General features: G+C 44.7%; 25 protein-coding genes, 1 other RNA gene and 1 other annotated feature. Of the genes, 4 read left to right on the top strand and 22 right to left on the bottom strand.

Annotated features, from left to right (window positions below):
* The first annotated feature begins 119 nt into the window (after nt 1-119).
* Nucleotides 120-1,385, top strand: a complete 1,266-nt coding sequence (locus tag V6D42_RS01745) for a replication-associated recombination protein A (RefSeq protein WP_333512196.1) — start codon at nt 120-122, stop codon at nt 1,383-1,385.
* 42 nt (nt 1,386-1,427) lie between these two features.
* On the opposite strand, the gene V6D42_RS01740 is transcribed toward V6D42_RS01745, so the two are convergent.
* The 5 genes from V6D42_RS01740 to V6D42_RS01720 form a co-directional block, all read right to left on the bottom strand.
* Nucleotides 1,428-2,192, bottom strand: a complete 765-nt coding sequence (locus tag V6D42_RS01740) for a tRNA threonylcarbamoyladenosine dehydratase (RefSeq protein WP_229146653.1) — start codon at nt 2,190-2,192, stop codon at nt 1,428-1,430.
* An 84-nt stretch (nt 2,193-2,276) separates the two neighbouring features.
* Nucleotides 2,277-2,470: non-coding RNA, 6S RNA (gene ssrS / locus V6D42_RS01735), on the bottom strand.
* Between the two features lie 60 nt (nt 2,471-2,530).
* On the bottom strand, nt 2,531-4,309 hold the full coding sequence (gene aspS / locus V6D42_RS01730) for an aspartate--tRNA ligase (RefSeq protein WP_229146651.1): 1,779 nt from the start codon (nt 4,307-4,309) through the stop codon (nt 2,531-2,533).
* A gap of 13 nt (nt 4,310-4,322) precedes the next feature.
* Nucleotides 4,323-5,597 (bottom strand): histidine--tRNA ligase, encoded by a 1,275-nt coding sequence (gene hisS / locus V6D42_RS01725; protein WP_326191013.1) that lies wholly within the window; start codon nt 5,595-5,597, stop codon nt 4,323-4,325.
* An 89-nt stretch (nt 5,598-5,686) separates the two neighbouring features.
* Nucleotides 5,687-5,917, bottom strand: a binding site (T-box leader).
* Between the two features lie 62 nt (nt 5,918-5,979).
* Nucleotides 5,980-6,150: a YrzK family protein gene (locus V6D42_RS01720; RefSeq protein ID WP_010335119.1), complete on the bottom strand. Its 171-nt coding sequence runs from the start codon at nt 6,148-6,150 to the stop codon at nt 5,980-5,982.
* Nucleotides 6,151-6,282: 132 nt separating this feature from the next.
* On the opposite strand from V6D42_RS01720, the gene V6D42_RS01715 reads away from it, so the two are divergent.
* Nucleotides 6,283-7,836 carry an SH3 domain-containing protein gene (locus V6D42_RS01715; RefSeq protein WP_333512195.1) on the top strand — a complete coding sequence of 518 codons (1,554 nt, stop codon included), beginning with the start codon at nt 6,283-6,285 and terminating at the stop codon, nt 7,834-7,836.
* Nucleotides 7,837-7,862: 26 nt separating this feature from the next.
* Here the strand turns inward: V6D42_RS01715 and dtd are convergent, their stop codons facing one another.
* From dtd to V6D42_RS01675, 8 genes are all read right to left on the bottom strand, one after another.
* Nucleotides 7,863-8,303, bottom strand: coding sequence for a D-aminoacyl-tRNA deacylase (gene dtd / locus V6D42_RS01710; RefSeq protein WP_333512194.1), 441 nt, complete (start codon nt 8,301-8,303; stop codon nt 7,863-7,865).
* A gap of 12 nt (nt 8,304-8,315) precedes the next feature.
* Nucleotides 8,316-10,520: a GTP diphosphokinase gene (relA, locus tag V6D42_RS01705; protein WP_333512193.1), complete on the bottom strand. Its 2,205-nt coding sequence runs from the start codon at nt 10,518-10,520 to the stop codon at nt 8,316-8,318.
* A gap of 167 nt (nt 10,521-10,687) precedes the next feature.
* Nucleotides 10,688-11,200 carry an adenine phosphoribosyltransferase gene (locus V6D42_RS01700; RefSeq protein WP_010335123.1) on the bottom strand — a complete coding sequence of 171 codons (513 nt, stop codon included), beginning with the start codon at nt 11,198-11,200 and terminating at the stop codon, nt 10,688-10,690.
* A gap of 5 nt (nt 11,201-11,205) precedes the next feature.
* Nucleotides 11,206-13,566 (bottom strand): single-stranded-DNA-specific exonuclease RecJ, encoded by a 2,361-nt coding sequence (gene recJ, locus V6D42_RS01695; protein WP_333512192.1) that lies wholly within the window; start codon nt 13,564-13,566, stop codon nt 11,206-11,208.
* A gap of 66 nt (nt 13,567-13,632) precedes the next feature.
* Nucleotides 13,633-13,968 (bottom strand): LapA family protein, encoded by a 336-nt coding sequence (locus V6D42_RS01690; RefSeq protein ID WP_333512191.1) that lies wholly within the window; start codon nt 13,966-13,968, stop codon nt 13,633-13,635.
* A 77-nt stretch (nt 13,969-14,045) separates the two neighbouring features.
* The gene (locus V6D42_RS01685) at nt 14,046-14,543 is read right to left on the bottom strand and encodes a cation:proton antiporter regulatory subunit (protein ID WP_010335126.1); all 498 of its coding nucleotides are present in this window, start codon (nt 14,541-14,543) and stop codon (nt 14,046-14,048) included.
* 160 nt (nt 14,544-14,703) lie between these two features.
* On the bottom strand, nt 14,704-16,917 hold the full coding sequence (gene secDF / locus V6D42_RS01680) for a protein translocase subunit SecDF (protein ID WP_333512190.1): 2,214 nt from the start codon (nt 16,915-16,917) through the stop codon (nt 14,704-14,706).
* A 37-nt stretch (nt 16,918-16,954) separates the two neighbouring features.
* Nucleotides 16,955-17,251, bottom strand: a complete 297-nt coding sequence (locus V6D42_RS01675) for a post-transcriptional regulator (RefSeq protein ID WP_010335127.1) — start codon at nt 17,249-17,251, stop codon at nt 16,955-16,957.
* A gap of 114 nt (nt 17,252-17,365) precedes the next feature.
* Here V6D42_RS01675 and spoVB point away from each other — a divergent pair, with 114 nt between their 5' ends.
* Nucleotides 17,366-18,922: a stage V sporulation protein B gene (spoVB, locus tag V6D42_RS01670; RefSeq protein WP_333512189.1), complete on the top strand. Its 1,557-nt coding sequence runs from the start codon at nt 17,366-17,368 to the stop codon at nt 18,920-18,922.
* Between the two features lie 3 nt (nt 18,923-18,925).
* Here spoVB and V6D42_RS01665 read toward each other — a convergent pair whose 3' ends face one another.
* The gene (locus V6D42_RS01665) at nt 18,926-19,582 is read right to left on the bottom strand and encodes a DUF421 domain-containing protein (protein WP_333512188.1); all 657 of its coding nucleotides are present in this window, start codon (nt 19,580-19,582) and stop codon (nt 18,926-18,928) included.
* 196 nt (nt 19,583-19,778) lie between these two features.
* Here V6D42_RS01665 and V6D42_RS01660 point away from each other — a divergent pair, with 196 nt between their 5' ends.
* Entirely contained in the window at nt 19,779-20,168 is a 390-nt protein-coding gene (locus V6D42_RS01660; RefSeq protein WP_326051170.1) for a TIGR04086 family membrane protein, read from the top strand.
* Nucleotides 20,169-20,223: 55 nt separating this feature from the next.
* On the opposite strand, the gene yajC is transcribed toward V6D42_RS01660, so the two are convergent.
* From yajC to V6D42_RS01620, 8 genes are all read right to left on the bottom strand, one after another.
* Nucleotides 20,224-20,490 (bottom strand): preprotein translocase subunit YajC, encoded by a 267-nt coding sequence (gene yajC, locus V6D42_RS01655; RefSeq protein ID WP_010335130.1) that lies wholly within the window; start codon nt 20,488-20,490, stop codon nt 20,224-20,226.
* 47 nt (nt 20,491-20,537) lie between these two features.
* Entirely contained in the window at nt 20,538-21,683 is a 1,146-nt protein-coding gene (tgt, locus tag V6D42_RS01650) for a tRNA guanosine(34) transglycosylase Tgt (RefSeq protein ID WP_168748352.1), read from the bottom strand.
* A 26-nt stretch (nt 21,684-21,709) separates the two neighbouring features.
* A complete protein-coding gene (gene queA / locus V6D42_RS01645) occupies nt 21,710-22,738 on the bottom strand; it encodes a tRNA preQ1(34) S-adenosylmethionine ribosyltransferase-isomerase QueA (RefSeq protein WP_010335133.1) in 1,029 nt (342 codons plus the stop codon).
* Nucleotides 22,739-22,764: 26 nt separating this feature from the next.
* The gene (locus tag V6D42_RS01640) at nt 22,765-22,965 is read right to left on the bottom strand and encodes a DUF2905 domain-containing protein (protein ID WP_333512187.1); all 201 of its coding nucleotides are present in this window, start codon (nt 22,963-22,965) and stop codon (nt 22,765-22,767) included.
* Complete coding sequence (gene ruvB, locus V6D42_RS01635; RefSeq protein WP_010335135.1) at nt 22,958-23,962, bottom strand: Holliday junction branch migration DNA helicase RuvB; 1,005 nt, start codon at nt 23,960-23,962, stop codon at nt 22,958-22,960. Before ruvB ends, V6D42_RS01640 begins: the two co-directional genes overlap by 8 nt.
* Before the next feature lie 10 nt (nt 23,963-23,972).
* On the bottom strand, nt 23,973-24,578 hold the full coding sequence (gene ruvA / locus V6D42_RS01630; RefSeq protein WP_010335136.1) for a Holliday junction branch migration protein RuvA: 606 nt from the start codon (nt 24,576-24,578) through the stop codon (nt 23,973-23,975).
* Nucleotides 24,579-24,716: 138 nt separating this feature from the next.
* Entirely contained in the window at nt 24,717-25,226 is a 510-nt protein-coding gene (locus V6D42_RS01625; protein WP_333512186.1) for an intercompartmental signaling factor BofC, read from the bottom strand.
* Between the two features lie 47 nt (nt 25,227-25,273).
* Nucleotides 25,274-26,581, bottom strand: a complete 1,308-nt coding sequence (locus V6D42_RS01620; protein WP_333512185.1) for an MFS transporter — start codon at nt 26,579-26,581, stop codon at nt 25,274-25,276.
* Between the last annotated feature and the right edge of the window lies 1 nt (nt 26,582).

Genomic DNA, 26,582 nt, shown 5'->3' with positions numbered 1-26,582 from the left:
CCAACTGCTATTATAGCATACCTTGTTCGAATTTTCATGGAAGCCGGCGGAAACGCGGCTTCCCCCTTTTCTAATTTCCGGTTTTCCGTTACCCTGTAATTAAGTAAGGAGAGATGATGATGAAGCCATTGGCGTATCGGATGCGTCCGACGAAAATAGAGGATATTATCGGCCAGCAGCATCTGGTGGCTGAAGATAAAATTATCGGCAGAATGGTTCAGGCAAAACATTTGTCATCGATGATTTTGTACGGGCCGCCCGGAATTGGAAAAACCTCAATCGCAACGGCAATCGCCGGTTCAACAAGTATTGCTTTCCGCAAGCTGAATGCCGTTATTAACAATAAAAAGGATATGGAGATCGTAGCTCAAGAAGCCAAAATGTCTGGCCAGGTCATTTTGATTTTGGATGAAGTCCACAGACTTGATAAAGGAAAACAGGATTTTCTATTGCCTTATTTAGAAAATGGCATGATTATTTTAATCGGCGCCACTACAGCTAATCCATATCATGCCATTAATCCGGCCATCAGAAGCCGCACGCAGATTTTTGAGCTTGAGCCATTAACACCTGAATTGATTAAACAGGCTTTGGAGCGGGCTCTTCATGATGAGCACCGGGGGCTTGGCACATACTCCGTTTCTATTGATGATCAGGCGATGGAGCATTTTGCCCAAGGATGCGGGGGAGATGTCCGTTCCGCTTTAAATGCGCTTGAGCTTGCTGTATTGTCAACCAAGGAGTCTGCGGACGGCGTGATTCACATTACATTAGAGACTGCGGAAGAATGCCTGCAGAAAAAGAGTTTTTCTCACGATAAAGACGGTGATGCGCATTATGACGTATTGTCCGCCTTTCAAAAATCGATCCGCGGCTCTGATGCCAATGCCGCTCTTCATTATTTAGCTAGATTAATTGAAGCGGGGGACTTGGAAAGCATCGCGAGAAGACTGTTGGTTATCGCCTATGAAGATATCGGCTTAGCCAGCCCGCAAGCAGGGCCGAGGGTGCTGCACGCAGTTCAGACCGCCGAATGGATTGGGTTCCCTGAAGCGCGCATACCGCTGGCCAATGCGGTCATTGAGCTCTGCCTCTCGCCGAAATCCAATTCAGCTATTTTAGCAATCGATGAAGCGCTCGCGGACATCAGAGCAGGAAAAATCGGCGATGTCCCAAAACATTTAAAAGACGCGCATTATAAAGGGGCACAGGAACTAGGAAGAGGCATCGACTATAAATACCCTCATAATTATGAAAATGGATGGGTTGAACAGCAGTACCTCCCTGATCCTTTAAAGAACAAGCAATATTACAAACCGAAGCAGACTGGTAAATTTGAAGCTGCGTTAAAGCAGGTGTACGATAAATTAGTAAAAAGAAAATAAAAAAACAGCCTTGAATATGCTTCAAGGCTGTTTTTTATTCCATTATTTATCCTTCACGCGTTTGATTTCAATCTCTTTCAAAAGATCCATGACAACATGACCACCCATAATCAATCCCGCAACAGACGGCACAAAAGCATTAGAGGACGGCGGCATTTTGGCTTTGCGAATTTTCGCATCGTCATTTCCGACTTCTTTTCTGACGTCTTCCCGAATCACAATCGGGCTTTCATCGGAGAAAATGACTTGAACGCCCTTTTTGATGCCTTCTTTACGGAGTCTTGTACGAACCACCTTTGCGATCGGGTCAGTATGCGTTTTAGAAATATCAGCGATTTGGAAACGTGTCGGGTCTGTCTTGTTCGCAGCACCCATGCTGGAGATCAGCGGAATATCACGTTTCAGGCATTCTTTCATTAAATGGATTTTATAATGAATGGTGTCTGACGCATCAATCACATAGTCAAGGTTATACTCAAAGAATTGCTCATACGTTTCTTCCGTATAGAACATTTTTAAAGAAATCACTTCACACTCAGGGTTAATGTCCGCAATCCGCGCTTTCATTAAATCCACTTTCGGCTGACCGACAGTAGAAAGAAGAGCGTGAAGCTGACGGTTTACGTTTGTAATGTCCACGTCATCCTTATCAACAAGCAGGATGCGCCCGACGCCTGAACGTGCAAGCGCCTCCGCTGCGAACGATCCGACGCCCCCAACTCCGAGCACAGCAACTGTGCTGTTTTTCAGCGTTTCAAGGCCTTCTTTTCCAATAGCTAATTCATTGCGTGAAAACTGGTGTAACAAGAACCTCACTCCACATTCGTAATCTGGTTTTTCATATGATCAATGGCTGTTACACAGACAGCCGTTTTTTCTGCGCATAAAAAATAAAGTCCCAATTGTGCCGTTGCAGCTTTCCTTTGTTTTGAACCCGCTCTCAGCAGGTGGGTGCCCTCTTTTAAATCTTGTAAGTCCTCTTTACCGAATGAAAAAGAGGCATGTACGCCATTTAAAAATGCGGGCTCCCAAATCAAAAAAATGTTCGGTCAAAACTAGGTGTACAACTAACACATCAGGACTTTATTTAACTTGTCAAAATCATATCACAGACGATTTTGATTTTCAAGAATGGAACTGCACATTCAGTTCTTTACTTTTGATTTGATAGAAAGATGAAGCTCATCAAGCTGTGCGTCGCTTACTTCTCCCGGCGCATCTGTCATCAGACAGCTTGCACTTGCCGTTTTCGGAAAGGCGATGGTATCTCTCAAATTCGTCCGGCCGGCAAGAAGCATGACGAGACGGTCTAAGCCAAGCGCGATTCCGCCGTGCGGAGGAGCGCCGTATTCAAATGCCTCAAGAAGGAATCCAAACTGTTCGGCTGCTTCTTCTTTTGTGAAACCAAGCAGTGTAAACATTTTTTCCTGAATATCCTTTTCAAAAATACGGATCGATCCGCCGCCAAGCTCATAGCCGTTTAAGACGAGGTCATAGGCTTGCGCTTTCATGTCCTCAGGCGCTGTTTCAATCAGCTCAAGGTCTTCACGGACAGGCATTGTAAACGGATGGTGCGCTGCGTAAAAACGGCCTTCCTCCGCATCATGCTCTAAAAGCGGCCAGTCAATCACCCATAAGAAATTGAAGAGGTTTTCGTCAATGAGTCCGCGTTCTTTCCCAAGCTTTAAGCGCAGGGCGCCGAGTGATGCGGCAACAACTTCGAATTTATCCGCTCCGAACAGCAGCAAGTCACCCTCAGCGGCTTCAAGCGCTTCAATTAGCTTAGACTGCTTTTCATCATCAAAGAATTTGGCGATTGGGCCTTTCACTCCGTCCGCTTCGACCTTCACCCAAGCAAGTCCTTTCGCTCCGTAATTTGCGGCAAACGCGCCTAGAGCATCAATGTCTTTTCTTGAGTAATCGCCGGCTCCGCCTTTTACGTTGATGGCTTTGACTACACCGCCGTTTGCCACAGCTGATGAGAACACCTTAAATTCAGTATCTTTTACAATGTCAGACACATCTGTTAAAAGCATGTCAAAGCGAGTATCCGGTTTATCAGAGCCGTATTTGTTCATCGCCTCGTCATACGTCATTCGAGGAAGAGGAAGCTTGAGTTCCACACCTTTCGTTTCCCGCATAATCTTTGCCATCATATCCTCAGCCAATGACATGATGTCTTCCTGGCTCATAAAGGACATTTCAATATCGATTTGCGTAAACTCAGGCTGGCGGTCCGCACGCAGGTCCTCATCGCGGAAGCAGCGGGCAATTTGATAATAGCGTTCCACACCTGAGACCATCAGAAGCTGTTTAAATAGCTGCGGAGATTGAGGCAGCGCATAGAACTCACCTTCATGTACACGGCTCGGCACCAAGTAATCACGTGCGCCCTCAGGTGTGCTTTTGGTTAAAATAGGCGTTTCAATATCAAGAAACCCGTTTTCATCTAAAAAGCTCCGAGCAGCTCTTGTCACGTTATGGCGCATCTGCATTGTTTGAAACATAGCCGGTCTGCGCAAATCTAAGTAACGGTGTTTTAAACGAACATCCTCTGATACGTCTTCCGCTTGATCAGAAATAGCAAACGGAGGTGTCTTCGCCGCACTCAATACAGTCACTGCATCAGCGTGAATTTCAATCGCGCCTGTTTTCAAATTCTGATTCACTGTGCCTTCTTCGCGCGCAACCACTTTTCCTTGAATATCTAGAACGTATTCGTTTCTGATGCCTTCCGCAATAGCAAGTGCTTCTTTTGATACATCAGGGTTAAAAACGACTTGAACAATACCCGTACGGTCACGCAAGTCAATAAAAATCAATCCGCCGAGGTCCCGTCTTTTTTGGACCCAGCCTTTCAGCGTTACAGATTCGCCAATTGCTTTTTCAGTCATTTCGCCGCAATAATATGTTCTTCCAAACAATGCGTTCCACTCCTTATCCCTTTTGGTTTGCTTTCATCACATGTATAAATTCATCAAGAGCCACTTCAATCTGTTCGCCTGTTTTTGCATCCTTTACATTGATTTTGTTTTGAGCAAGTTCATCCTCTCCCAAAATCGCAATAAATCTGGCATTGAGGCGGTCAGCTGTTTTAAACTGGCCTTTCATTTTCTTATTTTCGTAATCAATCTCACTGGAAATGCCGGCCTCTCTCAGTTTGTACACCAGCGAAACGGAATAATCCTTCGCTTTTTCGCCAAGCGTCACGATATAGCAGTCAATTCCCTGGTCAACAGGCAGTTCTCTTTTTTCAGCATCAATTGCGGCAAGCAGGCGTTCAATGCTCATCGCAAATCCGATGCCGGGCGCCTCTGGTCCGCCGATTTGTTCGACCAATCCGTCATAGCGTCCGCCGCCGGCAAGCGTTGTAATCGCACCAAAGCCCTCCGCATTGCTCATGATTTCAAATGCGGTATGGTTATAATAATCCAGCCCTCTCACAAGGTTAGGATCAATTTCATAGGAAATGCCGAGATCGTTTAAATATTGCTTCACTTTTTCAAAATAAGCGGCTGATTCTTCATTTAAGTAAGTAAGAATAGAAGGTGCCGATTTCATCAGCTCATGATCCCGGTCCTTTTTGCAATCCAAAATTCTGAGCGGGTTGGTGTGCAGGCGTGACTGACAGTCTGAACAAAATTCCTCGATGCGCGGCTCAAAGTGTTTCACGAGCGCTTCTCTGTAGCTTTTGCGGCTGTCCCGATCGCCAAGACTGTTTATCACAAGCTTGACGTTTTTCAAGCCGGCCTTCTGGTAAATACCCATCGCCAGCGCCATTACTTCAGCATCTATTGCAGGGTCTTTCGAACCAATCGCTTCGATTCCAAACTGATAAAACTGGCGGTAACGGCCCGTCTGCGGACGTTCGTAACGGAACATCGGCCCGACATAATACAGCTTTGTCGGCTGAACAGGATTTGCAAATAATTTATTTTCATTAAAAGCGCGAACTGTTGCAGCAGTTCCCTCGGGGCGAAGCGTCAGGCTTCTGCCTTTGCGGTCCTGGAAGGTGTACATTTCTTTTTGCACAATATCCGTAGACTCCCCGACGCCTCTGGCGAACAGTTCTGTATGCTCAAAAATCGGCGTGCGGATTTCTTTATATTGATAAGTTCGGCAAGTGTCTCTCATGATTTGTTCAACATACTGCCAGCGCTCTGATTCTCCAGGCAGAATATCTTGTGTTCCTCTTGGAATGTTATATCCCATGTGTAGACCTCCTATGTATTCCTTATAAAATATACATTTATCGTCAATGATGAAAATGAAAAAAACTCCCGCCCCTACTATACACTTATAGTAGGGACGAGAGTTATACCCGTGGTGCCACCCTAGTTGGAATATTTTCGTATTCCCGCTCGATCCTTTAACGCAGGTTCACGTTCACTGCCTAATGACGATATCACGCGTTCAGCAGGAAACCTCCGGAGTGTTGTTTCGAGAAAGACGCAATGGGATCCGCTTTCAGCCTGGGGCGGTTCCTCTCTAGCCATGCAATCTGACCTACTCTTCTCCATTATTGGTTCAGCAGTTTAATTATTTTTTATTATGTACTCGATTTCTATTATAATAATGTCATTGCTGTACTCTGTCAAGCTTTATTCCGGTTGTTTTTCTGCTGTGATGCTTCTTTGGACATAAGACCAAATTCAGTTGCCGTTTCAGTGAGATAACCAATTGTATCTGGATCGGCATGATCACTGAAATGCAGGTTTCCTTCGCCGTCGTGAAATGCACGCCCCATTTTTGGATGATATTTCATGATTTGCACACCTTTTTCATTGTATTTATGCCTAGTATAAACAAATCATTTTATTTTTATTTAAAAATCAGAAAGGACTTTACGATATTAAGAAAGAATGCTTTTTTTTAGATCATTAGAAAGGAGGACACAATGAGCAAGAAACACTTTGTTCTTATTGTATGTATTATCGTCACCGGGGCGCTTTTTCCGCCTTTTTCTGCCGTTACAGCCGCTCAGGGAGAAGCGGTCATCGCAACAGATGAAATGAACGTCAGAAGCGGCCCGGGACTTAGCTACGGCATCATGGCGGAGGTGAAAAAAGGAGAACGCTACCCCATCTTGAAGGAAGACGGAGACTGGGTGCAAATACAGCTTGGTTCCGGAGATAAAGGGTGGGTTGTCTCCTGGCTAATTACTAAGGAAAAACAGGCAGGCACAAGCTCCACTGACAGCAGTAAAACTGTTACATCAACAGATCCCGATTTACGGATGAGAACAGGCCCTGGTACTTCATACGAAGTCATCGGCAAATTCCCGCAGGGCAGCCAAGCCTCAGTGATTGAAAAGGATTCCGGCTGGGTCAAGATTTCATATCGAAATTCCACCGGATGGGTATCTTCCGAATACGTCACATCAGGCAGCGGCAGTTCAGCGTCTAAGGAAAGTGATCAGACAGAATCATCTGGTTCAACAACGGGAACGGTTGGCGTTTCTTCACTGAATGTCAGAGGCTCCGATTCACATGATGCAGCGATTATAACAAAACTTTCACGAGGAACGAAACTTACAATCCTCGAAGAGAAAAACGGCTGGCTCCATATTGAAGTGAACGGGCTAAAAGGCTGGGTCGCAAGCCATTACATTGTGACCAGTTCTCACCCGGATGAAAATTCAGCTGATGTCAGCAGTTCAGACAGTACCAAAAAAGCCTATATCGTATACGAAGGTACGAATTTAAGAAGCGATGCCTCAACGTCAGCTTCTATCGTTAAACGCACAGCCAAAGGCGATGCGTACACCATTACCGGATCAAAGGGCAGCTGGTATGAAGTGAAACTTGACAATGGACAGACCGCTTATGTCGCCAATTGGGTGGTACAGACGTCTAAAAGCGCTGAAGAATCCGGGGAGCCGCCTGTCGCTGATTCCGCTTCCGGAAGCGGGTCGCTGAAAAATAAAGCGATTGTTGTCGATCCGGGGCATGGAGGAAAAGACAGCGGAACAATCGGCTATTCAGGCCAATTCGAGAAAAAACTGACGATCAAAACGGCGCAACTGCTGGCCAGCAAACTTAGATCAGCAGGAGCAGACGTGTATGTGACACGGCAGGATGATACATTTGTCAGCTTACAGTCACGAGTCTCGACGTCTCATTACCGCAACGCAGACGCCTTTATCAGCATTCATTACGACAGCTTTGCGGATACTTCTACAAGAGGCAGCACAGCTTATTACTACAGTCCTGCAAAGGATCAGGAACTGGCATCCGATGTACACTCTGAAGTGGTTAAGCGATCTTCAATTCCTGACCGCGGTGTATTATTCGGAGATTATTATGTGCTCCGCGAAAACAAACAGCCCGCTATGTTGTACGAGCTAGGATACGTAAGCCATCCGCAAGAAGAAGCCATTGTACATAGCAATTCATACCAAGAAAAAGTAACAGATGGAATCGAGAGCGGATTGGAGAAATATTTTCAATAAAAAAAGCTGCCTTTTGGCAGCTTTTTTTATTTTGAATCCATAATCAATGTAACCGGTCCGGAGTTTGTGAGCTTTACATCCATCATAGCGCCGAATTTTCCGGTTTCTACCTTGATTCCTTTTTCACGAAGCAAGTCATTCCATTTTTCATAAAGGCCCAAAGCCTTATCAGGTTTTGCGGCGTTCATGTAGTTCGGGCGCCGTCCTTTTCTCGTATCTCCGTAAAGCGTAAACTGTGAAACAGACAAAACCTCTCCGCCTGTATCCAGAAGCGACAAATTCATTTTTCCATCACTGTCATCGAAAATGCGAAGATTCACCATTTTTTCTGCTAAGTAAACGGCATCCTCTTCTGTATCATCGTGAGTGATGCCAACCAGAACCATAATACCTTGTCCAATTTGGCCGATCACATCTCCATCAACGGTTACGCTTGCTTCTGTTACTCGCTGAACGACTAATTTCATTTTCTGACTCCTTTAATTCATGACGCGGCGCACAGAATATATATCCCTTATTTGCTTAATGCGCTCGACGACTTTATGCAGATGATTGATGTTTTGGATAAAAATAGCCATATGAATGGTTGCCACTTTGTTGCGGTCCGATTTGCCAGATACAGAAGAAATATTTGTTTTCGTTTCATTCACTGCCTGAAGCACCTCGTTAAGCAATCCGCGGCGGTCATACCCAAGAATCTCGATCTCAACATTGTATTCCTTGCGTTTTTGCACCTGTGATTCATGTTCCCACTCTACGGGAATCAGCCGCTCCTGCGCTTCATTCGTTTTGACATTCGGGCAGTCGTCGCGATGGACGGAAACCCCTCTGCCTTTTGTAATGAAACCGACAATATGGTCACCAGGCACAGGATTGCAGCATTTCGATAAACGCACAAGAAGATTGTCAATCCCCTTGACGCGAACGCCAGCTTCACGCTTTCTTCCTTGCGGATACGGTTTAGTCTCAGCAGTGACATCCTGAACAATTTTTTCTTGTTCTTCCTGATCGCGCTGTTTTCTTTCTTTTTCCGTCAGCCGGTTCGCCACCTGCAGGGCTGTGATGCCATTGTAGCCGACCGCTGCGTACATGTCTTCTTCATTTGAGAAATTAAATTTATCTGCAACTTTTTGGATGTTCTCCGGTGTCAGGACGTCCTTCACTTCAAAGTCCAGATTTTTAATTTCTTTTTCAACCAATTCACGGCCTTTTTCGACATTTTCTTCGCGCCGCTGTTTCTTAAAGAATTGACGGATTTTATGCTTCGCCTGTGAGGTTTGAGCAAGCTTCACCCAATCCTGACTCGGGCCATAGGAATGCTTGGAGGTGAGAATTTCAACGATATCACCTGTCCGGAGCTTATGGTCAAGGGTCACCATTTTTCCGTTGACCTTCGCACCGATTGTTTTATTGCCGATTTCAGAGTGAATCCGGTAAGAGAAATCAATTGGGACAGAACCGGATGGAAGCTCGATGACATCTCCTTTTGGCGTAAAGACGTACACCATATCCGAGAACAAATCGATTTTGAGCGATTCCATAAATTCTTCGGCATCTGTTGATTCATTTTGGAATTCCAAAATTTCGCGGAACCATGAAAGCTTTTTCTCAAATGTTGCGCTTTCACTCGCTGCTTTTCCTTCTTTATAAGCCCAGTGAGCCGCAACCCCGTATTCCGCGATTTCATGCATTTCAAAGGTGCGGATCTGCACTTCCAGCGGGTCGCCTTTAGGCCCTATAACTGTTGTATGAAGCGATTGATACATGTTCGGCTTCGGCATTGCAATATAATCTTTGAACCTGCCGGGCATCGGCTTCCAGCATGTATGAATAATGCCGAGCACCGCGTAGCAGTCCTTTATGCTGTTCACGAGAATCCGGACAGCAAGCAGATCATAAATTTCGTTGAATTGCTTATTTTGCAGCACCATTTTTCTATAGATACTGTAAATATGCTTCGGCCGGCCTGAGAAGTCAGCCTTAATGTTGACTTCTTCGACGCGTTTTTTCACCTCATTGACAACCTCGTCGACATAAAGCTCGCGTTCTGCGCGTTTTTTCTTCATAAGGTTGACAATTCTGTAATATTGCTGAGGATTCAAATAACGGAGCGCTGTATCTTCCAGTTCCCATTTAATCTTTGAAATCCCGAGGCGATGAGCCAAAGGAGCAAAGATTTCCAGCGTTTCATTAGAAATTCTCCGCTGTTTTTCTTGGGGAAGATGTTTCAGCGTCCGCATATTGTGAAGACGATCCGCCAGCTTGATCAGTATGACCCGTATATCTTGAGCCATAGCGACAAACATTTTGCGATGATTTTCCGCCTGCTGTTCCTCTTGAGATTTATATTTAATTTTACCGAGCTTCGTTACACCGTCCACAAGCATTGCCACTTCCTCGGAGAATGCTTCCTTCAGGTCATCAAGCGTCACATCAGTATCCTCCACTACATCATGCAGAAATCCGCCCGCGATTGTGGATGGATCCATTTCAAGATCAACGAGAATTCCCGCAACTTGAATCGGATGAATAATGTAAGGCTCACCTGATTTGCGGTATTGCTCGCGATGAGCATCTTCAGCGTACAGGTATGCTTTTTCGACAAATGCGATATGCTCATCGGATAGATAACTGCGCGCTTTATCAATAACTTGCTCGGCAGTCAATACTTGTTCGTTCGCCATGGAATCACCTTTTTTAAAATGTAAACTGTATTGTAGTTTATTATCAAGAAAAAAACGATAGATGTAAAGAGCAGAAGTTCAAATCACCAAATAATATATCAAATAAATGCAAAACAATAGGAAAAAAGCACCCTGTATCGAGTGCTTTTTCCTTTATGAGGTTAACTTTAGTATTTCATTAATGTTAAGATGTCATAATTATCAAGTTTATTTCTGCCATCAAGGTAAGAAAGCTCGATTAAGAAAGCGATACCAGCTACAATGCCGCCAAGCTCCTCAACAAGTTTGATTGTTGCTTCAATTGTGCCGCCTGTCGCAAGCAGGTCATCTGTAATAAGCACACGCTGGCCCGGTAAAATCGCATCTTTGTGGATCGTTAATACGTCTTTTCCATACTCCAAACCGTAATCCACTTTGATGACCTCACGCGGCAATTTGCCTTCTTTGCGCACCGGTGCAAAACCGACGCCAAGCGCGTAGGCAACCGGACAGCCGATAATAAAGCCGCGTGCCTCTGGACCGACAACCAAATCAATTTGTTTTTCTTTCGCATATTCAACAATTTGATCTGTTGCATAGCGATAGACATCGCCTTTATCCATCAGTGTCGTAATATCTTTAAATTGCACGCCCTCTTTCGGGTAATCCGGTACAATTGTTACGTATTGTTTTAAATCCATCTGTTTTATGTCCTCCTCGTACTTTCATAAGCCTCTGAATCTTGTTTCATCAGCTTATTCAGCCATTCCTTCAGCTCTTCAGCCGCAGAATAATTCAGCTTTTGATCCAGCTCCATCAGCTGCTGTTTTGCTTGATATGTTTGCGAGTCTGTTAAATCGCGTTTTTTCGCTCCGCTTATTACAGACAGCACACCATTCTCTATTTTAACAAAACCGAGATCAAAAAACACCTTTGTCATGAAATTGATTGTTTCAACGGACCAGCCTTTATGCCTCGCAAGCTCTGAGCCGTGTTTATTCAAGTCAAAAGTGCCTCTTTTCAGCAAGAATGCATAATACCATTTAAAGTGGTCTCTTGCCGGAAAAGATGATAAAAAGTGTTCCTCATGATTGAGAAAGATGAAGTAAATCCGCTCAGGCGTTTTGCCTTCCAGCAAACGTGCGAGCATGTCCAGCGAAGGCGGAGAATCCAGTAATACAATATATGCATTGTCAAGTTCACATGCCTTCGCTTGGTCTTCAGAACTGATAACGTGCACGTCATGGCGAAAATCTTCAGACTGAAGAAGCACTTTCGTTTCTTCTTTGAAGGAGACAATGACTCGTTTATCAGACGGAAGGGCGGAAACCGTATCTTTCCACGTGCGTTTTCCTCTTAAGTCAAACAGCTGCCATTCAGCAACAGCCGCATCCTTGATCATCAGCTGAGGTTTTTTTCTGTTATTCCATTCGTTGATCGACATTTCACCAACAATTGAAATTTTTGAACCGGGCACAATATTTTCCTCAAGCTCGCCTTTATTGAAACCGACGCAGTCAAGCTGGGAGGAATCGTTTCTAATCGTCATTTTGACATGATTTTTATTCGCCCCGATTTTGCGGACATCTTCCAGCACTGCGTTTTCTACCATCACATGCGGTTTCGGGTTCAGCATGCCGAAGGGAGAAAGCAGATTCATCTCTGTGATGCTTTCAACCGTAATGTCCTCCACGCTGCATACGAGGTCTACTTCCTGTACAGGAATAAAATCTTCTTCTGTAAGCGTTTTGTCAGCTATCTCATTCAGTCTGTTCCGCAATTCCGGCACATCCTCGGCATTCAGCGTCATGCCAGCCGCCATTGGATGACCTCCAAAGTGCGGAAGAATATCTCTGCATTCAGAAAGGCTTTCAAACAAATTAAATCCCCTGATGCTTCGTGCCGAACCTTTGGCGATCCCTTTTTCTTCATCAATTCCAAGGACAATGGCCGGGCGGTAAAAACGGTCTACAAGCTTTGAAGCTACAATTCCGACGACTCCGGGATTCCACCCTGCTTTTGCCACGACAATCGCAGTTTGATTAAGCCCATCTTGTTCAACCATTTCAATTGCTTCATCCGTCATTTTGCTGACCATCTTTTGCCGTTCTTTATTAAGCTGATCAATTTCAGCGGCAAGCTCTTCGGCTTCAAACGGATCCTCTGACATCAACAGATGAACAGCAGGATCGGCCTGTTCAATTCTTCCGACTGCATTCAGTCTCGGTGCGAGCTGAAATCCGACGGTTTCTTCGTTCGCTTCTCCGATGTCTCCGCCTGAGAGCTTAATCAGCTCTTTTAAGCCAAGCCGGTTCGTCCGCCGGAGCTTTTCGAGGCCTAATGTTGCAATTAATCTGTTTTCATCATGTAGCGGAACTAGATCGGCAATGGTGCCGATTGCCGCCAGGTCAAGAAGTTCATCTGGCCATCCGCCCAATAATGCGTGGGCAAGCTTAAACACCACTCCCACTCCTGCAAGCTCCTTAAAAGGATAGGTGCAGCCAGGCTGCTTCGGGTGAACGATCGCATGAACATCCGGAAGCTCTGGTCCAGGCTCATGGTGGTCGGTAATGATAACATCTAAGCCAAGTTCCTTTGCTACCTTCGCTTCATGGACAGCGGCAATCCCCGTATCAACAGTAATAATGAGTGAGAAGCCTCGTTCTTTAATCGAACGAAACGCCTGTTCATTGGGGCCGTAGCCTTCTTTAAACCGGTCAGGTATATAAAAATCAACTTGCGCCGACAGCTTTTGCAAAGTGTGCAGCATCACTGACGTACTGGTAACTCCATCGGCATCATAATCGCCATATATCATAATCTGTTCTTGTTGTGAAATCGCCTGTTTTATTCGTTCAACCGCTTCTTTCATCCCCTTCATCTCATAGGGATCATAGAATTCGGCATCCTTTGTATGTAAAAACAGTCTCGCGCTTTCTGCCGTATCAAAGCCTCTTTTTACAAGCAGCGACGCAACAAGAGGTGTTATGTCCAATTGTTCTGTGAGTGATTTGACCTTTTCCTGATCTGGTCTCTGGATTTCCCATCGCATTTTTGACGCTAACATAAATTCACCCCTCAACCACCCTATTATACTAGAGCAGGCTGAGGGGTTTCAAATATAATTCGAAAACTAGTCTTTTTTCTCAATAATGGCGGATGCATCCTGTGTGTCGGCTTGGGCATCATTCAAATGAGCATCCTCTTTGTTATGTATCACGTCCTGTGCGGTTTTGTTTTCTTTCCGCAACGCTTTTATTTCTCTCTTTAATTTCATGACTTGAAAAATCCCGGCAGAAAAAACGATCAGCGCCCCCATCAGTACTGAACCTAAAATGACGAGAATAAGCGGCCACTCTGATCTGCCAAACAGGTAATCAACTTCTACGGATCTTACATTAATGACTGCGAAAACAGCGACAAGCAATGTAAAAATAAGTGCAAATATAATCGTCCATTGTTTGTTCATTCGATTCCCCCCCAAACTTCACTTATTGAGGTTAGTTTCCCTATTCACATTCGTTTTAAACATGGCTTGACGAGAGGTCAAGCCCCCAATGCGGTTAACTTTTCACGGATCAGCCTCTTCAGTCCTTCTCTCTCTCCAGAGATGACGAGTGTATCTCCTTCTTCTATCACTGTTTCAGACCCTGGATTCAATTGCTTTGCCTGATTCTTTTTTAATATCGCAATGACAGTCGCTTGATATTCCTGCCGCACGTCCAAATCACCGATGGTCTTGTGAACGGCTGGTGCTCCTGCTTCTGCTTTAAACCATTCTATGATCAAATCGTCAAGAGCTACTTCCACGGTTTCTAACGCTTTCGGTTTATATGCCATCCCGCCCAGAATCGCAGAAATCTGCCTTGCTTCCGCATCATCAAACTGTACGGATGTCACACATTCTTCATGATCATTTTCATCAAAATAATATAGCTCTCTTCTGCCGTCGTCATGAATAATAATTGATATTTTATCTTGGTTTCTCGTGACAATCTCAACTTTTTGCCCGATACCCGGCAGCTCCGACTCGCGAACCTTCATAGCCAAACCCTCCCACATATATGAAAACCTGTCATAAATCCTCTTCATACCATTTATATGTTTAATTGTAAGCGTATGTCATTATAGCAAATGTCTATTTTAAGATCAATTAAACGCCAAAAAATCAGGCTGCCCATAAAGGACAGCCTGATCATTTACTCTATTGTTCCGTACCTTTTTTTAATTCTTTCCCTTTCCAAACAAGCCAAATTTGCGCGGCAATGTAGAGGGATGAATAAACACCTGTTAACAGCCCAACCAATAGGGCGATTGAGAAGTTTGTAATAGAAGATGCCCCAAAAATCAGCAGGGTTATCACAACAATCACTACAGTTAATACAGTATTAATGGATCTAGTAAAGGTCTGCTGCAAGCTTAGGTTTACGATATGGTTCAAATCGGCAAACGTTTTCGGCTTGCGCTTTTTCATATGCTCGCGAACCCTGTCAAATGTTACGATTGTATCGTTTATCGAATAACCGACAATCGTCAGGACAGCCGCAATAAAGGTAACATCTACCTCTAGCCTTGCAATGCTGAAAAATGTAACGATAAAGAAAGCATCATAAAGCAGTGAAACAATCGCAGCAATCGCCATTTTGTACTCGAAACGGATGGAAACGTAAATAATGATTCCGATTGAAGCAATGGCTACTGCGTACAATGCATTTCTCGCCAGCTCTTTACCAACAGTAGGTGACACCGTGCTGACATTCGGCTCGGCTCCGTACTTGTCTTTAAAGTAATTTTTTATTTTTGCAATGGTTTCTTTATCAGGCACCCCTACAAAGCGGGCAACACCAATATTGCTCTTTTCCCCTGACAAGACAACTGTGTCAGGTTCCATGCCAAGTGATGCAAAGTCCTTCTCCACCTGCTCTGTCGTCAGCTTATGGTCACTTTGCACTTCAATCCGGGCGCCGCTCGCAAAGTCAATGCCGAGATTCAGTTTAAACACAAGCAGAATAATAATCCCGGCAATGGTAACTGCACTTGAGAAAATAATGAATAATTTTCGCTTGCTCGTAAAATCCCATTTTTGGAACGGCGTATGCGGTTCTGTATTTTCATCTGTGTCCTGTATGTCCACAATATGTTTCTTTTTGACGCCAAACCAGCCTTTTTTGCGGTCTAACCATCTGCTTTCCACAAGTAGTGAGAGCAAAAATCTTGATAAGAAGACTGCGGTAATAAAGCTTGTCAAAATTGACAGAATCAGCATTGTCGCAAACCCTTTAACAGAGCTTGTCCCAAAGACAAAAAGCACAACCGCTGCAATAATGGTTGTAATATTCGCGTCAAAAATTGTCGCAAATGACCGTCTGTTTCCTGAGCGGAAGGCAGAACGGACGGATTTTCCTAGCTTAAGCTCTTCCTTAATCCGCTCATAGGTGATGATGTTGGCATCTACAGCCATCCCGACGCCTAAAATGAGTGCGGCTATTCCCGGAAGAGTGAGAACAGCGTTCATCCAGTCAAAAATCTGGAGTGTAATGTAAACATAAACTGATAGCGTAATCACCGCAACCAATCCTGGCAGGCGGTAATAAAAAAGCATAAATAGGAAAATAATAGCAATTCCGATAATACCTGCAAGTACCGTATCATGCAGCGCCTGCTGTCCGAATTGTGCGCCTACTGATGTTGAGTATTTTTCAGTCAGTTTAACAGGCAGCGCCCCGGCATTTAAAATGCTGGCTAAATCTTTCGCTTCCTGGACTTTAAAATGCCCTTCGATTTTTACATCTTTTGTGTTTAATTCCTGGCTTACATTCGGAGCGGAAACATATTTAGGGTTCTCTTTCTGAACTTCTTTTTTAAAGGAGTCACCTTTTTCGTAATCCAGCCAAATAACAAGCTGGTTGTTCGGCGCCATATTCATGACCTTTTTCGTCACTTCTCCGAATTTATCAGCATCTTTCAATTTGATAGTGACAATCGGTTCATTTGTTGTACTATCATAAGTTTGTTGTGCGCCGTTTTCGACAAGATCCGCACCATTCAGCAATTCTTTATCATTTGCATCTCTGAAAGAAAGCTGAGCCTCAGTCGCCAGAATTTCCCGCGCTCTGTTTTGGTTTGTCACACCAGCGAGCTGAACACGAATCCGGTTATTTCCTTCAATTTGGATGTTCGGTTCACTGACACCGAGGACATTCGCCCTGCGGTTCAAAGCCTCTACTGTGCTGACCAGAACGTCTTTTGTGATTTTGTCACCTTTTTTTACAGGCTGTACGTCATACAGCACCTCAAATCCGCCTTGCAAATCCAATCCTAACGTAATATTGTTTGCGGCAGGCTTCGTAAAGTAGCCTAGGCCCGTGCCAATCAATAGAACGAAAAGGAAAAACGCAATCAAGCGTCCTTTTTTCATTATGTATATCCTCCCTTAAACCTATGCAGATCAACTGCTACCTCAGTAGTTCTTCTAATGCTTCCTGACCTTCTTCACTGCCCAGCCAATTAGACGTTTTAAATGACTCAACAGTTGCATAGTTCATAAATTCTCCAATTTTCACTGATAAAATATCCCTTGTCAGTTCATAGATGTGCAATTCCGATTTCTTTTTCCACTTCTTGTTTTTTAAGTATGACCACAAACTATCGAGTTCAACATCATCATATCCCAGAATCTTAAACTCTTCCAGTTTGCTGTAAAGAAACGGCCTTACGTGGTCCTTATATAGATCCGCTGGATGCTTATCCACGAATTCCACGCTCCTTTTTATTGTTTTTCAAGAAGACTTGTCATGCTTGGACGATATATACGCATATCTTTATTGTATATGATTCCAGGTAGTTTGAGAAGGCAGGGGGTAAAAATGGCGAAACAGACGTTTTTAAAGGGCACTCTTATCCTTATCGCAGCAGGGATGATCACAAGAATGCTCGGCTTTGTCAACCGGGTGGTCATCGCCCGTTTTATAGGCGAAGAAGGGGTCGGGCTCTATATGATGGCGGCTCCTACCTTTTTCTTAGCCACTACATTAACTCAATTCGGTCTTCCCGTCGCGATCAGTAAGCTAGTCGCTGAAGCCAGCGCACGCGGAGATCATCAAAAAACGAAAAATATTTTAGTCATGTCTCTTACCATCACTGGGATTCTCAGCTTGATTTTCACACCGTTGTTTTTATTTTTCGCCCCGGTCATGGCGGAAACCATGCTGACAGACCAGAGGACGCTGTACCCCCTCTTGGCCATTACTCCGGTTGTGCCGATTATCGCCATATCCAGTGTGCTGAGAGGGTATTTTCAAGGAAAACAAAATATGAACCCGCTTGCCGTTTCACAAGTCCTAGAACAGGTCATCCGCATTTCTCTCGTGGCTGTATGCACGACAATTTTTCTCCCTTACGGAATTGAATATGCCGCAGCGGGAGCCATGCTTTCTTCAGTTGCAGGAGAGCTGGCGTCACTCGTTTATTTATTCATTTGTTTTAAATTTAAAAAGACAATTAAAATCAGAAAACATTTTTTCCAATCGATTAAAAATGGAAAAGAAACCTTTTCCCAATTAATGAGTGTCTCCCTTCCTACAACCGGCAGCCGTTTTATCGGCAACCTTTCATGGTTTTTTGAACCCATTGTTGTAGCACAAAGCCTTGCAATTGCCGGAGTGGCGACAGTTGCGGCAACAAAGCAATACGGGGAGCTGACCGGCTTTGCCATGACGCTGCTGACTCTGCCCAGCTTTATTACATATTCTTTGTCGACCGCGCTTGTTCCTGCGATAAGTGAAGGAATGGAACAGAAAAAACTTCAGGTGGTTGAATATCGATTGGAGCAGGCCATGCGTCTGTGCCTGCTTAGCGGGGGCATTTCAGTTGTGATTTTATATGTGTTTGCGGATGAGCTGATGAGCGTGATGTATGGGTCCTCAGGCGCAGCCGTGTTTATAAAAGTCATGGCTCCGTTTTTTCTGCTTTATTATTTCCAGGGTCCGCTTCAGGCTGTGCTGCAGGCGCTCAATTTAGCAGGGGCCGCAATGATGAACAGCTTGATCGGAGCTCTTGTGAAAACAGGCCTCATTTTCGTCCTTGCCACGAGACCGTCTCTCGGCATCATGGGTGCCGCATTAGCGATTGTAACGGGCATGGTGCTCGTCACCCTTTTGCATGCAGCGACAGTGAGCAAGGTGCTGCCAATCAGCATCAAAATAAAAGAGTACGTGCTCTGCTTCGCGGTTATTTTTATATGCGGGTTCCTGAGCTCTGCTGTCAAACAATATGTGCGCTTCGGAGAGTCGGAGGCTGTGAATGTTGCCGGATGGATTGCGATAAGTGCTGTTTTCTATATCATCTTGCTGCTCGTTTTCCGTTTAATCAAAAAAGATGAGCTACGCCGCATCCCTATTATCGGACGTCTGATCGTCCGATGAAGATCAGGGGCGGTGCCCATCTTTTTCATCAATAAAAAATTCACCGTCAGTAAACGAACAAAATGATATACCTGAAGGACTCGTGTATCCCTGTTTCAATAAATTCTCCTCAAGCCACTTGCTATCTTTGCCGATCCGAGCCAGGTTCTCAGTTTGAATGTCACCGTCAATGATAAGCGGCATCTCCAACTGTCTATGTTCATCATCTTTTTGTTTTTTTACGACAGTCAATTTGCCTGACGGCTCTAATATAGCAAATGATACATCAGCTACTCTTTCGACATTATTTTCTCTAAGCTGAACCATCAAATCATCAAAATTATAACGCTGTGATTTCATAGCGTCTTCGTCAATTTTTCCGTATTTAATAATAATGGTCGGCTTGCCGTCAAGCAGCTGACGAATCCGCCGATTTTTTAAGGATAGGTATGCAAATGTCACTTGGATCATCATTAGCACAAGCATCGGCAAAATGGTATGAAACAGATGGTCATCTACGTTTTCTATGGCCAGGACGGCAATTTCAGCCATCATGATAAAGACAACGAGATCTAATATACTAAGCTCTCCGATTTCCCGCTTGCCCATGAAACGAAAAATAATCAGGATCACAAAATATAATATGACTGTGCGAAACGTTATAGTAAGAAGCTCTTCCATGATGCACCTCCAACTCATCATAGCATGCAACAAAACAAACGATTTATGTAAGAAAAAGTGATCGTATTTCATAAAGCTTTTACGTCTAATTCACGGATCTAGGGAATACATTTTTACAAAGACGAGCCATCAGCATGTCTGAAGCTTTGTTTAATAAGAACAGAAGCCTTTATAGATAGGCAGGGAGGAGAAATTCATGGAGGAAACGAAACAAGTTGGAAAAGGCATACTCTACGGCTTAATTGCCATATTTTCAGCCATGCTCCTAACGAGTTTAGCCGTTTCACTTTTACTGACAGCAACCTCGCTTGAAGAATCATCATTCAACTGGCTGATCACCGCCGTATCATTCCTTTCTTTATTTATCGGCGGATTCATATCTGGCGGAAAAGGGAAGGAAAGAGGCTGGCTGATTGGGGCATTGACTGCTTTGAGCTTTTCCTTGATTATTTTACTGTTTCAATATTTAGGATTCGGAAAAACATTTACAGCAGAACAATTGCTCTTCCATCTTGGCTTTTTAGGCGTATGTATGCTTGGCGGCATTTTCGGAGTGAATTTAAGAGGTAGCAGATCTTCCTCATAAAAAAAGAGCGGGGGTTACCCGCTCTTTTTTGTTTGCTATGTATGAACTCCTGCTGTTATTCAGCAGCAGAAGTTTCTCTGATCGCGCGGCGGTCGAAAGTAAGACGTGTGTTATCACCAGTCTTAATGACGACTTTGCTTTCGTCGATAGAGTCAACTGTACCGTGCAATCCACCGATTGTCACGACTGAATCGCCTTTTTTCAGTTCCTCCTGCATTTGACGCACAGCTTTTTGCTGCTTCTGCTGCGGACGGATCAGCAAGAAATAAAGAACCGCAAACATTAAAATAATAGGAACTATTGTACCTAAAGTACCTGTCATCTTTTTCCCCCCTTTCTGAAACAAACTTGCCATTACGGCTTTTTATATTAGAAGCTTTTCGCATTTGGCTTATTATAGCCGTAACGCTCAAAGAACTCTTCTCTGAAATCACCCAGACGATCCTCGCGAATAGCCTGTCTTACCTGCTCCATTAAGTGTAACAGAAAATGAAGGTTATGGTAAGTTGTTAATCGGAGTCCAAACGTTTCATTGCAGCGAATCAAGTGTCTGATATACGCCCGTGTGTAATTTTTGCATGTGTAGCAATCACACTCTTCATCAATCGGACGGAAGTCTCGCTCAAATTTTGCGTTTTTCATATTGAGCCGGCCTTCAGCAGTAAACACCGTGCCGTTCCGTGCAATACGGGTAGGCAGCACACAGTCAAACATGTCTACTCCGCGGATCGCTCCGTCAATCAGAGCATCTGGAGAACCAACTCCCATCAGATACCTCGGCTTATCCTTCGGTAAAAGCGGAGTCGTAAATTCAAGCACCCGGTTCATAACGTCTTTCGGTTCACCCACGGACAATCCACCTATAGCATATCCCGGAAAATCAAGGGAAATCAAGTCTTTCGCGCTTTGTGTACGCAAATCTTCGTATTCTCCCCCTTGAACAATACCAAACAGGCCTTGCTCGTCCTGACGGGCATGGGCATTCAGACAACGTTCGGCCCAGCGGCTTGTCCGCTCAACTGACCGTTTCATGTAATCGTATTCTGCCGGATATGGAGGGCATTCGTCAAATGCCATCATAATATCAGAGCCGAGTGCGTTTTGGATCTCCATCGCTTTTTCCGGGGATAAAAACAGCTTATCTCCATTTAGGTGATTGCGAAAGTGAACGCCCTCTTCCTCTATATTACGAAACTTGCTTAATGAAAAGACCTGAAAACCGCCTGAATCTGTTAAAATTGCACGGTCCCAGTTCATAAATTTATGGAGTCCGCCCGCTTCTTTTACAATATCGTGCCCCGGGCGGAGCCATAAGTGATATGTGTTGCTTAAAATGATGCCAGCGTCCATTGCCTTTAGCTCTTCAGGCGCCATTGTTTTAACTGTCGCCAGTGTGCCGACCGGCATAAAAACAGGCGTTTCAAAGGAGCCATGGGGAGTATGCACTCTGCCCAGGCGCGCCCCTGTTTGTTTGCATTCTTTTATAAATTCATAGCGTATTGGTTGTTCAGCCACTTTTTATGAGGCCTCCTGTTCTCAAGTTATATAATCAGCATTGCGTCGCCGAAGCTGAAGAAACGGTATTCCTCTTCAACCGCATGGTTATACGCACGCAGGACGTTTTCTCTGCCTGCAAGCGCACTGACCAGCATAATCAATGACGATTTCGGCAAATGAAAGTTTGTAATCATTCCGTCAATGCCTTTGAATTCATAGCCTGGATAAATAAAAATAGATGTCCATCCGCTTGATGCTTTAAATCGCCCATCATGTTCACCGGCAATCGTTTCAAGCGTGCGGGTTGAGGTCGTGCCGACAGAAATAATCCGTCCGCCCTTTTCCCTTACGCTGTTTAAAGCCGCGGCCGTTTCTTCTGACATTTGATAGAACTCTGCATGCATATTATGCTCTTCCACTTCATCGGCACTGACCGGACGAAACGTTCCGAGACCGACATGCAGTGTGATGAACTCAATTTGAACGCCTTTGTCCTTTAGCTGCTGTAAAATGTCTTCCGTGAAATGAAGGCCGGCTGTAGGAGCAGCGGCAGATCCGATTTCTTTTGAAAACACCGTTTGGTAGCGCTCTCTGTCATCAAGCTGTTCCTTAATATATGGCGGAAGCGGCATTTCTCCGAGTGATTCCAGCACCTCATAAAAAATACCGTCATAATGGAACTCAACTTTTCTACCGCCATGCTCCAGCTCTTCCGTGCAGACAGCTTTTAATCTACCGTCTCCAAATGTTACAACGGTTCCTTTTTTTACCCGTTTTGCCGGTTTGACGAGTGTTTCCCACCTGTCACCGGCTTCCTGTTTCAGCAAAAGCAGTTCTACTTTTGCCCCTGTATCCTCTTTTGTTCCGAATAACCGGGCAGGCAAAACGCGGGTATTGTTCAGGACGAGACAATCCCCTTCTTTAAAGAAACTGATAATCTGTTTAAATGAGCTGTCTGTCAGCTCTCCTGTATGTTTATCAAGCACCATCAGCCTTGAAGCATCACGCTGTTCCAATGGCACCTGTGCAATTAAACGTTCCGGAAGTTCAAAATCAAATAAATCAACTTTCATAATTTCACCTTTATTCTAGTCTTTTGTTATTTCATTCTGCCGAAAAGATTAAGCAAGATTGATAATACCACACTTATGATAATACAAGTGACAACCGGGAAGAAAAACGTGACATTTCCTTTTTTCACAAAAATATCTCCCGGCATCTTGCCAACAAAATGCCAAATTGCTCCGATGATAAGCAAAACAGCACCAAGAATCATAATGATCTTAGGAAATTCAGTCATATCGAGGGGCCTCCATTTGAAAATGATGATAAACGGCCGGTGTGACGATCCTTCCCCGCGGCGTTCTCTGGATAAAACCGATTTGCAGAAGATACGGTTCGTACACATCTTCAATCGTATGCGGTTCTTCGCCAATCGTGGCTGAAATTGTATCTAGCCCCACTGGACCGCCGTTAAATTTTTCGATCATTCCCATCAGCAGCTTGTGATCAATGTGATCCAAGCCGAGACGGTCAACTTGAAGCCGCTCCAAAGCGTCCTGAGATATCTCTTCTGTAATCCGGCTGTCGCCTAACACCTGTGCAAAATCCCGGACCCTTCTCAGCAGGCGGTTCGCCACCCGCGGCGTTCCTCTTGATCTTCTGGCAATCTCAAGCGCTGACGGCTGATCAATTTCAACCTCAAACACATCAGCCGTTCTCGTAACAATATCAGCCAGCTCTTCTTGTGTATAATACTCAAGCCGCGACATAACGCCGAATCGATCTCTTAACGGCGCCGTCAAAAGCCCTACTCTTGTCGTGGCGCCGATCAATGTAAAAGGCGGAAGATCAAGACGGACTGAACGGGCAGAAGGCCCTTTTCCAATGACAATATCAAGACAAAAATCTTCCATTGCCGGATAAAGCACTTCTTCAATCGATCTGTGCAGCCTATGTATCTCATCGATAAATAATACATCCCCCGGCTCGAGCGCCGTTAAGATCGCAGCCAAATCACCCGGTCTTTCAATCGCAGGGCCCGAAGTCGTCCGCAACTCCACTCCCATTTCGTTGGCGACGATGGATGCAAGCGTCGTTTTTCCGAGCCCAGGCGGACCGTACAAAAGAACATGATCAAGCGTTTCCTGTCTCATTTTTGCGGCATCTATAAAAACACGCAAATTCTCTTTTACCTTATGCTGCCCGATATATTGAACCAGGCGCTGAGGCCTCAGGCTTTGCTCTATCACTGATTCATGGTTGTCTGCTTCACTTGAGACGAGCCGTTCATCCATGAACATCACCTTACTTCAATAGTTTTTGTAATGCTTTTTTTACGTATTGGTCTGTTGTCAGACCAATATCCTCTTTTAAGTGAGGAAGTACCTTTTTGATTTCTTTTTCGGCATAACCGAGTACCCTGAGGGCCTCGAGTGCTTCTTCAAGCGCCGTTTCTGCCGTTTGTTTATCAAGTCTTTCTTCATGATTGAACAGGTTCTCAATCATTTCAGGCACGACGTCAGCCAGCTTTCCTTTTAAATCAAGGATAATCTGGCGCGCAGTTTTTTTGCCGACGCCCGGAAACTTGACTAAAAAGGCTTCATCTTCATTTTCAATTGCTTGAATGACCGCTCCCGGGTCACCTGATCCCAGAATGGCGAGTGCCCCTTTTGGACCGATACCGGTCACATTTAACAGCTTTGTAAAGAGCGCTTTTTCCTCCCTTGTTGAAAAGCCGTATAGTAAAAACGCATCCTCTCTTACATGATGGTACGTAAAAATGGTTTCTTGACTTCTCTCCTTATATATAAACGGATTTGGCGTAAAAATCTGATAGCCGATGCCGCCGTTTTCTATCACAATATATTGGGGAGAAACATAATCAATCGTCCCTTTAACAAATTCGATCACGAACATTCACCTCTTTGACTGTTCTTCATTGTACCATAAAAACAGCAAAAGGCTTAAAGAAAAGTTAACATATGTTCGCTTGTCTTTCGTTGTTCCACGAAAAAAAAGACATGAGCACATGTCTTCAATCAGCAGTGGTCACCCGCTGTACGTCTTGATATGTTCTATGACATCTTTAAACTCCGCTTTCGTCCGAAACGGAATGCCTTTTTCGAGATTTTTTTGCATATGGCTCTCCAGTCTTTCTAAGTCAATTTGAAAAAAAGATTGAATGGGTTCAGAATCCGACTCCGGCCGTCCATGAAAGGTGGAAATCACTCCACTGTCAGAAACGCCGATATACCCATTCACCTTGCTGAGCGGAGAAATATCGTCCACCTGCTTCCGAAATAGAACGTACCCATTTTTTTGTTCGACAAGCGTCCATCCCGCATAATCCGCCCAAAAGTCATCCATGGAGAGCACCTTTTCACGCTTATGCTCGATGCTGACCTCTCCATCCAAATACACTTTTTCAAGCTGCACATGTACCTGCAGCGGTTCATAGTGCTCCACTTCTGCCCCTATTGCGCTGGGAGCACCCATTACAAAAGCTGCGGCTGAGCAAAAAAAACCCAGCAACAGATACGCAGTGCTAAACCGTTTCACCTTTTACACCTCTTTGCACACGTTTATGACTAGTCTGACCAAAGAGGCTACTGCTTAACCGTTTTCTCAAAATTTGTTTGCACATTTTTCCTGACAAGCCGTTCTTCTGGATACATATCGGCGTGTCGTTCCGAAATCGTCAGAAACTGTGTCAGGAAAGCACTGAGAAAATATAATGCCGCAAAAATCCATATCACGCCGCCTGCGCCGAGCGGTCCGATAAAAAGGCTCACGATGCCGGGAGCAATAAAGGCGCATAGCCCCGAGCCCAGATTTAATACGGACATGGCAGCACCTTTGTTAGCAGGCGCAAGCGTCGGCAAAAGCGCGCTTAACGGAACATATCCGGCCAGTGCCGCACCGTAGCAGCAGGCAATGATCATCAGCACCCAGTACTGATGGCCGATTAATTGCGGCGTGTAATAAAGCGCCAGTGTAAAAATGCCGCAGCCGACACCGCCGAACCACATGACTGTATTTCGCCAGCCCAGTTTGTCTCCGACTGCGCCGAAAATGATGTTAAATACAATGTTGACAAAAAACAGCGTTCCCCAAATTTGCAGCCACTCTGAAACAGAATAGCCGTAACGCGCCAAATATGTAGGAAGAAATATCGCAAATCCAAATTGTCCGAGAGCATTAATTGTCTTGACCACGCCGCCGATGCCGACTTTAGGATTTTCAAACATAATTGTAAATGCCTTCGACAGCTCTTTCCATTTCGGCTGATCTTGTTTCTGTACAGGCATAAATTTATCTTTATTAAAAAATAATGCGAGAACTCCGCCTGCTGCCACAAATAAGAGAGCGCTCCAAAGCGTATTGATTTCTCCAATTGCCGGAACCGCATAGCTCGAATAAAACGGCCCAAGCACGTTCAGGCCGCACGTGAACATAAACCAAAACCATCCGACGGCTTTACCAAGGATTTGCTGAGAGGTGCTGTATGATACCCATACTAGAAACGAGTATGCAAACAGCGGGTATCCCAAGCCCCTGAGCGCGTAGCTGCCCAAGAGAGCCGGATAGTACATATGAGGAATCGCCCAGCCGATAAAAGCAACTGAACCGAGGATAAAAGCTAGTAAACCGACCGTCATCGTTTTCCTTGGCCCCCAAGTCTGGACAAAGGTTCCTGATAGCCAAGCCGAAATCGTGACCGCAATGCCATACACCGTAAATAGAGAAGCAGATTGCTGCATACTGAGACCGTGATCAACAAGAAAAGGAGACAGCCATCCTTGCTCAAGTCCGTCTCCAACCATAAAGATGACCACACCAATATAACCCCAAATCATGTGAGAAGGAATCCCAATTTTGTTTAGAGCATTTCCTTTAGCATGTGCTGTATTCATG

It is taken from the genome of Bacillus sp. 0909A (assembly GCF_036765115.1).
In the GTDB taxonomy this organism is placed as follows: Bacteria; Bacillota; Bacilli; order Bacillales; family Bacillaceae; genus Bacillus; species Bacillus mojavensis.
Note: the sequence above shows the minus strand (reverse complement) of the source record. Positions and strands in the feature narration are given on the sequence as shown.